The 8,715-nt window shown below is 57.0% G+C and carries 10 protein-coding genes; 3 read left to right on the top strand and 7 right to left on the bottom strand.

Annotation, left to right across the window (positions count from 1 at the left end):
* Nucleotides 1-129: 129 nt before the first annotated feature.
* Complete coding sequence (ftsY, locus tag B4U49_RS02580) at nucleotides 130-1,173, bottom strand: signal recognition particle-docking protein FtsY (protein ID WP_338036817.1); 1,044 nt, start codon at nucleotides 1,171-1,173, stop codon at nucleotides 130-132.
* Nucleotides 1,174-1,579: 406 nt separating this feature from the next.
* Between ftsY and rsmD the strand changes: the two genes are divergently transcribed.
* The 3 genes from rsmD (at nucleotide 1,580) to ggt (ending at nucleotide 4,609) form a co-directional block, all read left to right on the top strand.
* Nucleotides 1,580-2,173 carry a 16S rRNA (guanine(966)-N(2))-methyltransferase RsmD gene (rsmD, locus tag B4U49_RS02575; RefSeq protein ID WP_078083015.1) on the top strand — a complete coding sequence of 198 codons (594 nt, stop codon included), beginning with the start codon at nucleotides 1,580-1,582 and terminating at the stop codon, nucleotides 2,171-2,173.
* A gap of 109 nt (nucleotides 2,174-2,282) precedes the next feature.
* Nucleotides 2,283-2,771, top strand: a complete 489-nt coding sequence (gene coaD, locus B4U49_RS02570) for a pantetheine-phosphate adenylyltransferase (RefSeq protein ID WP_078083014.1) — start codon at nucleotides 2,283-2,285, stop codon at nucleotides 2,769-2,771.
* A 68-nt stretch (nucleotides 2,772-2,839) separates the two neighbouring features.
* The gene (ggt, locus tag B4U49_RS02565; protein WP_078083013.1) at nucleotides 2,840-4,609 is read left to right on the top strand and encodes a gamma-glutamyltransferase; all 1,770 of its coding nucleotides are present in this window, start codon (nucleotides 2,840-2,842) and stop codon (nucleotides 4,607-4,609) included.
* Nucleotides 4,610-4,663: 54 nt separating this feature from the next.
* Here ggt and B4U49_RS02560 read toward each other — a convergent pair whose 3' ends face one another.
* The 6 genes from B4U49_RS02560 to mutM all read right to left on the bottom strand — a co-directional run bounded on the left by B4U49_RS02560 (nucleotide 4,664) and on the right by mutM (nucleotide 8,631).
* Nucleotides 4,664-5,221, bottom strand: a complete 558-nt coding sequence (locus B4U49_RS02560) for a disulfide bond formation protein B (RefSeq protein ID WP_239692443.1) — start codon at nucleotides 5,219-5,221, stop codon at nucleotides 4,664-4,666.
* A 34-nt stretch (nucleotides 5,222-5,255) separates the two neighbouring features.
* Entirely contained in the window at nucleotides 5,256-5,489 is a 234-nt protein-coding gene (locus B4U49_RS02555) for a DUF5993 family protein (protein WP_078083012.1), read from the bottom strand.
* Between the two features lie 116 nt (nucleotides 5,490-5,605).
* Nucleotides 5,606-6,541, bottom strand: coding sequence for a hypothetical protein (locus B4U49_RS02550; protein ID WP_143735490.1), 936 nt, complete (start codon nucleotides 6,539-6,541; stop codon nucleotides 5,606-5,608).
* 126 nt (nucleotides 6,542-6,667) lie between these two features.
* Nucleotides 6,668-7,117, bottom strand: a complete 450-nt coding sequence (locus B4U49_RS02545; protein WP_078083010.1) for a hypothetical protein — start codon at nucleotides 7,115-7,117, stop codon at nucleotides 6,668-6,670.
* 10 nt (nucleotides 7,118-7,127) lie between these two features.
* Nucleotides 7,128-7,601: a hypothetical protein gene (locus tag B4U49_RS02540; protein WP_078083009.1), complete on the bottom strand. Its 474-nt coding sequence runs from the start codon at nucleotides 7,599-7,601 to the stop codon at nucleotides 7,128-7,130.
* A 214-nt stretch (nucleotides 7,602-7,815) separates the two neighbouring features.
* Nucleotides 7,816-8,631, bottom strand: a complete 816-nt coding sequence (mutM, locus tag B4U49_RS02535; protein WP_078083008.1) for a bifunctional DNA-formamidopyrimidine glycosylase/DNA-(apurinic or apyrimidinic site) lyase — start codon at nucleotides 8,629-8,631, stop codon at nucleotides 7,816-7,818.
* Nucleotides 8,632-8,715 lie beyond the last annotated feature (84 nt).

Raw genomic sequence — 8,715 nt, 5'->3', positions numbered from 1 at the left:
GCCATCCAGGCCGCATACGGTCTCACAAGGGGGCACCCGGCATCGTCACCTTCGCGTCCGAGTTCATAAACCTAAAAAACCGGGGCAATTCAGCCCAGCTTTCGGCTAATTAGCCCTGCGCCCGGTTAATCAGCCCTGAGCCCGATTAAACAGCGCCGCCACAAAGTCTTTGGCCACAAACGGCTGCAGGTCTTCCGCCTGCTCCCCAACGCCGATAAAGCGTACCGGAATCCCCAGCTTCTGCGCCAGCGCGAAAATCACCCCGCCCTTGGCAGTGCCATCCAGCTTGGTCAGTACCAGCCCGGTTACCCCGGCCGAATCGCGGAAGGTCTCCGCCTGGGAAAGCGCATTCTGGCCAGTACCCGCGTCCAGAACCAGCAGCACCTCGTGGGGCGCGGAATCGTCCAGCTTGCCCATCACCCGGCGCACCTTGGACAACTCCTCCATCAGGTTGGACTTGTTGTGCAGACGTCCGGCGGTATCCGCAATCACCACATCCACACCGCGGGACTGGGCGGACTGGATGGCATCAAAAATGACCGAGGCGCTGTCGGCGCCGGTGTGCTGGGCAACCACCGGCACATTGTGGCGCTGGCCCCATACCTGCAGCTGCTCCACCGCCGCCGCGCGGAAAGTATCCCCCGCCGCCAGCATTACCGATTTGCCCTCGCTCAGGTAACGGTGTGCCAGCTTGCCGATGGTGGTGGTCTTACCCACACCATTAACACCCACCACCAGAATCACGAATGGCTGCCTGGCGGTATCGACGTCCAGCGGCGCCTCAACCTTGTCCAGCAGGCCAGCCAGCTCTTCCTGCAGCGCCGTGTATAGCGCTTCACCATTGGAAAGCTCCCGGCGAGACACGCGATCGGTCAGGCGGTCGATGATCTCGGTGGTGGCATCCACGCCCACGTCCGCCATCAGCAGCTGGGTCTCCAGCTCCTCCATCAGGTCTTCGTCGATTTCCTTGGCACCCAGAAACAGGTTGCCCATGCCCTCGGCAAACTGGCTGCTGGTGCGCGCCAGGCCGCGGCGGATACGGGCGAAGAAGCCCTCTTTTTTCGGCTTTTCCTGCGTGACCGGCTGGGGCGCGGACTCGAGCGGGGTGTCGGCGGGGGCGGTAACTTCGCTGGTCGGGTCAAACGCCGCTTCCGGGGCTTCCTCTACGGACAGTTTCTCTTCCGCCGTTTCCGCCTCGGCCTGTTCCGGTTCGGGCTCTACTTGCGTTGAGGCGGGCTGGGCTTGTTCAGCGTCCGGGGCTGCTTCCGCAGCGCCCTCGGCTTCGGCAGTATCCGCCAGCAGGTTATCCGGGATCTCGAAATCTGGCTCCGCCTCGGGCTCTGGCGATTCCGGTGCCAGTGGGTTATCCACCTTCTCTTCAGTGGACTCTTCAGCCTCGGGCTTCTTCTTGCGCAGGAAATCAAAAATCATCGGGTGTGAATTCTTTGACTGGAAACTTGGATGACAGGGTCACCGACAGCCGCTGGCGGCCGGTGGCAGAAAGGCGCTAATCTTAGCACCGCTGACTGTTTAGCACACAGTGATGCCCCGCTTAATTTTCCCATCACTCGGATACCGAATGTCCAGAAACCGCAGACCCCGTACCAGTGACCGCTCAAAACCGGCTTCACCCTCGCAGTTGCGTATCATCGGTGGCCGCTGGCGCGGGCGCAAAGTCGCCTTCGCCCCCATCGAAGGCCTGCGCCCCACCGGCGACCGCCTGCGCGAAACCCTGTTCAACTGGCTGCAGTTTCACCTGCCCGGCGTCCGCTGCCTGGACCTGTTTGCCGGGTCCGGCGCCCTCGGCCTTGAGGCCCTGAGCCGCGGTGCCGAGACCGTGGACTTTGTGGAGCTGGACCGGGGCGCGGCACAGACCCTGCGCCAGCAACTGGACCTGTTGCAGGCGGAAGGTGGGCATGTGCACAACTGCCCGGCGGAGGTGTTCCTCAGCCAGCCAGCGCAACCCTACGATGTCATCTTTGTCGATCCGCCGTTCGCCAACGACCTCTGGCAAAGCGCACTCACCGGTCTGGAGGAGGCCGGGTGTATCGGCGAGGGCACCCTGATCTACATCGAATCCCCCCGCGACGCGTCCATCCAGGTCCCCGCGGGTTGGCAACTGGAGAAGGAAAAACACGCGGGGCAGGTCTGCATGCGATTATTTGCCCGGTGAATCCTCCATATTCACCCCAGTTTGACGCATTTTTGCAGGACTTTTTGAGAGCAGGGCCTAAATTGTTTAACATGCGCGTCCGTTTCTGGCCGGCAAGGCGAATTGGCTTATGAAAAAAGTGGTTTACCCGGGTACTTTCGACCCCATTACCAATGGTCATATGGACCTCGTGGAACGGGCCTGCCGCCTGTTCGATCACGTGGTGGTCGCCGTTGCCGCCAGCACCCGCAAAAATCCGCTGTTCACTATGGAAGAGCGGGTTGAGCTGGCCCAGCAGGAATTGGCCCATCTGGACAATATCGAGGTGATCGGCTTCGACATCCTGCTCGCCGACCTGGTGCGCCAGCTCGACGCCTACGGTGTCGTGCGCGGCCTGCGCGCGGTGTCCGACTTCGAATACGAATTCCAGCTCGCCAACATGAACCGCCAGCTGGCGCCGCAGATGGAAAGCCTGTTCCTGACGCCCGCGGAACATCTCTCGTATATTTCGTCGTCCCTGGTGCGCGAAATCGCCTCCCTCGGCGGCGACGTCACCAAGTTTGTTCCCCCCGGCGTACAGAAAGCCCTGCAGGAAAAATACAGCCAGCAGACTCCCTGATCTGCTTCAGTCACTGACTGTCTGGTACACTCGGGCGATCCCAGCAAATTTGGCAACCGGATCGCCCTGTGAACAGATTTCTGCGTTACTCAGTAGCCCGTTTTATCCTCTCTGCCTCCCTGACCTCTGCCGCTGCGGTGGCCTCCGCCTATGCGCAGCAAACTGCACAACCGGAAGTGCAGCCTGAACTCGCCACCGGGCGATCGGAAATCAAGTCCGCCACCGCCACGGAATACATGGCGGTCACCGCTAATCCCCACGCCTCGGCCGCGGCCGAACAGATCCTCGCCCGCGGCGGTACTGCGGTGGATGCGGCCATTGCCGCCCAGCTGGTGCTGAGCCTGGTAGAGCCGCAGTCCTCCGGGATCGGCGGCGGTGCCTTTATGCTGAGCTACCGCGCCGACCAGAAAAAACTCCACTACTACGACGGTCGCGAGACCGCGCCCATGGCGGTAGATGAAAACTACTTTATGCGCGACGGCAAACCCCGCGGTTTTTTCGATGCGGTGATCGGCGGCAACTCGGTGGGAGTACCCGGGGTGATGCGCATGCTGGAACTGGCCCACAAGCGCGACGGCAAACTGCCGTGGAAGGACCTGTTCCAGCCCGCGATCACACTCGCCGACAACGGTTTTGAGGTGTCCCCCCGCCTGCGCGAGCTGCTGATTCGTATGCCGCGGGTAGCCGTGCGCCCGGCGATCCGCGACTACTTTTTCGATGCTGAAGGCGAACCGCTCGCGGTCGGGCATCTGCTGAAAAATCCCGACTTCGCAGAAACCCTGCGCACCCTCGCAGAGCAGGGTGTAGAACCGTTTTACCGGGGTGAGATTGCTGCAGCGATTGTGGATGCGGTACGCAATGACCCGGAAAACCCCGGCGTTATGACCCGCAAGGATATGGCGGATTACCGGGCCAGGGTGCGCGAGCCGGTGTGCAGTGAGTTCCTGGTTTACCGGGTGTGCGGTGCCGCGGCGCCATCTTCCGGCGGCACCACCGTGGGGGCCATTCTCGGCATGCTGCAACATACCCCCATCGACGATTTCGAGGCGGGCAGCGCCGAGCTCACCCACCTGTTTACCGAAGCCTCGGAGCTGGCGTTTGCCGACCGCAACACCTACAGCGCGGACAGCGACTATGTCGAAGTCCCCACCGAAGCCATGGTGGCGCCGCACTATCTGGCGCAGCGCGCCAAACTGATCAACCTGAAAACCGCGCAGCCTGCGCGGCCGGGTGTACCGGGGGAATTCTCCAGTGCCCGAATCAAGGCAAAATCCCCCGAAATGCCCAATACCAGCCACCTGTCCATTATGGACAGGTATGGCAATGGCGTGAGCATGACCACCAGTATCGAAACCGGGTTCGGCTCGCGTCTGCTGGTAAAGGGATTCCTGCTAAACAACCAGCTCACCGATTTTTCCTTTGTGCCAACCAACGCGGAAAAGGAGCTGGTGGCAAACCGCATCCAACCGGGCAAGCGTCCGCGCTCGTCTATGTCTCCCACCATCGTATTCAACAGGGACGGCAGCCTGCGCCTGCTGGTAGGCTCCCCCGGCGGCTCGCGCATTATCGACTACACCGCGCGCACTATTCTCTACCACCTGGGCAAAGGGATTCCCATCGCCGACGCCATCGACGCGGGTAATATCGCTGCGATCGGATACCGGCTGGAAGTGGAGCCCGATACGGTCTCTGCGGTGGATATCGAAAAGCTGGAAGCCATGGGCCACACGGTAGTACAGAAAGAACTGAACAGCGGCATCCACGCCATCGCGCTGATGGATGGAAAGCTCTACGGCGGCGCCGATACCCGCCGCGAAGGTAGCGCCCTCGGGCGCTAGGAAAACCGAAAAAGATCGGCCGTTCCCGGACCGATCGCTACTCTAGTGCGATACCTACCCCGGCAGCCACAAATAATCAGTGGGGTTGTCGGGACAGGCACCAAAGCCACATTCCACCAGTGTCGACAAGACATTCAGCACCAGAACCAGCAGAAAACTGATTCCCGCCAGCCTTCCCAGCCAACCGGCTTTACGCGGTGTATCCGCAGCTTCTCGCAGCTTCATACCATCGATCATTAACAGCCCTCCGAGATACACAGCGAGCGCAAAAAAGGCCACCAGTGCCCAGGTGTAAAAATGCATCCCCAGAAACGGCGAGCCATAACCGGGATCGCCCGGGGCAATATGCAACAACACCTGGCGCGCAGAGGAGACCATGCCAGCGAGTGCAGACACAACCGCTATCCCGTAGTGTGCGGGGCGGCTGCCAAAGCAAACATTTAGCAACAGACCAAGCCCGACCATGACAAAAGCGACGCGCTGCAATAAACAGAGAGGGCAGGGCAGTTCGTGCAGGAATATCTGCCAAACAAAAGCGAACCAGAGAATACCGCTGATACCCAACAGGCCGAGAGCATTTAAGCAGTCTGACCAACGACCCAGACCACGCACTGTATTGGAGGGAGGATTCGACACAACACACCTCCTACAGGGAGATCTTCAGGGGGTCGGTCATATGGTAAAAACACCAGGCTACATAGATAAGCGTGGTAACCACCCACCACCCCATGGCCGCGCGGCGACTACCGCGCCAGCAGTACCAGGCGGATACCAGTGCGGTAAGGAAGGGCAACATCATGACCATAAGCAGCAGACCGATTGGAACATCGGACTCAAACTTAGGGTGGTGTCGCGAGAAATCCCAGTGGTCAATAACCACCTTAAAGCGCTAGAAAAGCGCTTCTCACCAATTAGGCGGTTGCGTGTGGCGCCGTATGGAGCAGCTCCGCCATCACCGGATAAACTGCGAGCTACTTTGTTATCAACTTTGGCAGCTCAGTACCAGTCATCCAAAAACTTGCCGAAGTAATCATCAGTCCAGTCATCCACTAGTGCGCAGCCAACCACCAAGCCGGGACGATTGCCATATCTCACTACAGGGGCACTCGGCGCCTTGGCGTTAGGGAGTGCTTTATTTAGCTGGGGGATTTCCAGATGCCAGCATTTGTCCTCGATAATCAGCCTTGATATATATTCCTCGGCTTTTACAGGCTGCCGATAACGCAGATTTTTTACTTCTGTAGACATTCCCATGAGAGCGATTTCGAAGTCTTTCCTTCGACTAACCTCGACGCTGCTGTATGGAATATCTAGAATATTATTTCTTTTATATTCTGCATCCGGCACACAATGCAGAGACACCCTCACGCCACCTTTAGAAATAGAGACTATTTTCTTTTCCATTAACGAAATAACTTCGGCCCTAGGCTTTGATTTGTTCTCAAAGAAAACCTCTTCGACCTTTCTCCCTGCAGCTGCATATCCCCAGCCTCTCGCTGACCTCAGACTGCTTACAGAGGTCGCCGCGGAAAAGCTGGCGCAATTGCCATACATTATCCGCGCCTGATCATTCATGGTTCGGATAGTACTCGAAATATCACACTTAACTATTCCACCAAATCCCATTGCCAGCTTTACAACGTTTTCCGTATAGGTACTCACCACACGCTTGGCATTTGAGCGATAGTGAATATTACGTGGCCCCGCTCCGGACTTGCCTGGAGTCTGCCGACGCACCCCATGCTTTTTGACAAGGGTAGGGATCAAATCCTTATCAATCTCTATCGCTTTGGCTATCAGAGTTTTCTCTGATCGACCATTGGGGTCTATGCGAGAGTCAGGCTGCTTCAACTTGACGTAGAAGGTCTGAAACTTGGCAATAGCATTATTAGTTTTTGGCCCTGAAATTCCATCGACCTGAATTTCAGGCATTCGAAGGTCCTGCTCAGCGAGCAAAGCCAATAGATCCTGGACAAACGCAACATCCGAACGAGCGTTCCTCCCTCCAAGTCCAACCGATCCACCTATGTACACTAGAACCTCCTTGTAAATGCGCTTTTATTTTGAAGAGTAATTAATCACGAAAAAACTATTTTCTGCATCACTTAAAAAATCAAACTGATAAACGGTTCCGTCCATATCAGTTAGCGGCAAGGAAAAATTATCTTTTCTCAGAGAACGATTTTTTATTAGTCTTCCACTGATTTTTTGAATAAATTCATCGCTGATTTCCACCTCCTCCATCATCTCTAAAATTTTATTGGCCAAATCTTCCTTGGTAGGTGGCTCGCTGAAAAAATAGCTCGCTTTTATGGTGCCAGCGGGCTCCTTCTTGATAGATAGAATCTCCCCCTTACCTTTAAGCTCAGTACTCAAACTACTTTCCTGTTCCGCGTTAGCAGTTAGTTCGGCTTTCACGGAGGCCCCTGTAGCACTGCCTTCTTCTGCACATCCCATGAGCGAAATAAAAGGCAGCACAGCCGTGCCAATCAACTTATAAAACTTCATGATTCTTTCCTCAGTGCTCCGGTGGAATCCAACGGTAGTGAATGACCGCAGAATACAAAGGGCTGGGGGATTTTTTGACTTGCACCCAATGATTGCCATTTCCACCCCGCAAGGTAATACCGCCTCGAAAATCCTGCTCAGAATGACTGGCCACTTGAGAAGCAAGAGTTTCGGCAGAATTTTTCGAAGGAATCGCGTGCATCAGGAAAAAACTGATTTGTTTCGACAAATCTTCAAGGTCATGCTCAATCAAGTAGCTTGCGTTTATGCCCAGTCCGCACAGATCAAATCGAGCGGTAACGCTGTCACCATTCTTGAAGGTTGCACTATATTTCCCGTTTTCAGGCTCGAATCGCTCACTGGCGAGTTGCTCAAACTCCGAAAAGAGCGCTCTGGGCGTGGTAGACACCGGACATTCGTCAGCCAACACGCTTGACGAGACGATACATAGCAGGGTCACTGCTATACCTTTCAAAAACTGCATAACATCTCCATTGCGGTTTAATTAATGAGTAGGTGAGGCGATTTTATGCGCAAGAGAATCTGGCTGCTACGCCGAATATCACACGGATAATTTTTAACGTTCATTTATCACGCGCGATGAATGGCTGTCGCTTTCAAAAAAAGGAAAGCGACGCCACATCTGGCACTAACGTTTTATTTTTAGACTTATTGTTTCAGCAGTGCAGCTGGATCACTTAACGCTGACAGCGGGGACAGAAGAAGGTGTTGCGCTGGCCGATGATCTGTTCGCGGATGGTGCCGGGGCAGCGGGGGCAGGGCTGGCCGGCACGGCCGTAGGCATTCAGTTGCTGGGCGAAGTAGCCGGGCTTGCCGTCGCCGCCGACAAAGTCCCGCAGGGTTGTACCGCCCTGCTGGATGGCATTGCCGAGAACAGTCTTGATGGCTTCCACCAGTTTTTCGTAGCGGGGCCGGGAGATTTTTCCGGCCGGGGTCTGTGGACGGATGCCGGCCATAAACAAGGCTTCGCTGGCGTAAATGTTGCCGACACCAACGACGATACGACCGTCCATGATGAAGGCTTTCACTGGAGCCTTGCGACCGCGGGAGCGGCTGAACAGGTAGTCCGCGTGAAAGTCGTCGCTCAGCGGCTCCGGGCCCAGGTGGGCGATGAGCTCGTGATCAGCAATGGCTTTGGTGGTCCACAGCAGGGCGCCGAAGCGACGGGGATCGTGGAAGCGCAGGCGCTGGCCACTGTCGAGCAGCCAGTCGATGTGGTCATGTTTTTCCGGGGGCAGTTTGCCATCGACGATGCGCAGGCTACCGGACATGCCCAGGTGCCAGATGGCGAGGCCCTTGTCGGTTTCCACCAGCAGGTATTTGGCGCGTCGGTCCAGGCGCTGGATACGGGCGCCCTGGATCTTCTCCGCAAAATCCGCGTCCACGGGCCAGCGCAGGCTGTGCTGGCGGATTTCGCACAACTTAACCTTGCGGCCTTCCAGGTGGGCGGCCAGTCCGCGTTTGGTGGTTTCTACTTCTGGTAGCTCAGGCATCGTTTGGGTTCCGGGCAACCACTAGCAAATCCAGTGGCGGTCATGGTGCCGGTGAAAGTTCGCGGGACACGCCGTAAACCCATC

This window comes from Microbulbifer mangrovi (assembly GCF_002009015.1).
In the GTDB taxonomy this organism is placed as follows: domain Bacteria; phylum Pseudomonadota; class Gammaproteobacteria; order Pseudomonadales; family Cellvibrionaceae; genus Microbulbifer; species Microbulbifer mangrovi.
This window is presented reverse-complemented; position numbering and strand designations above follow the sequence as displayed.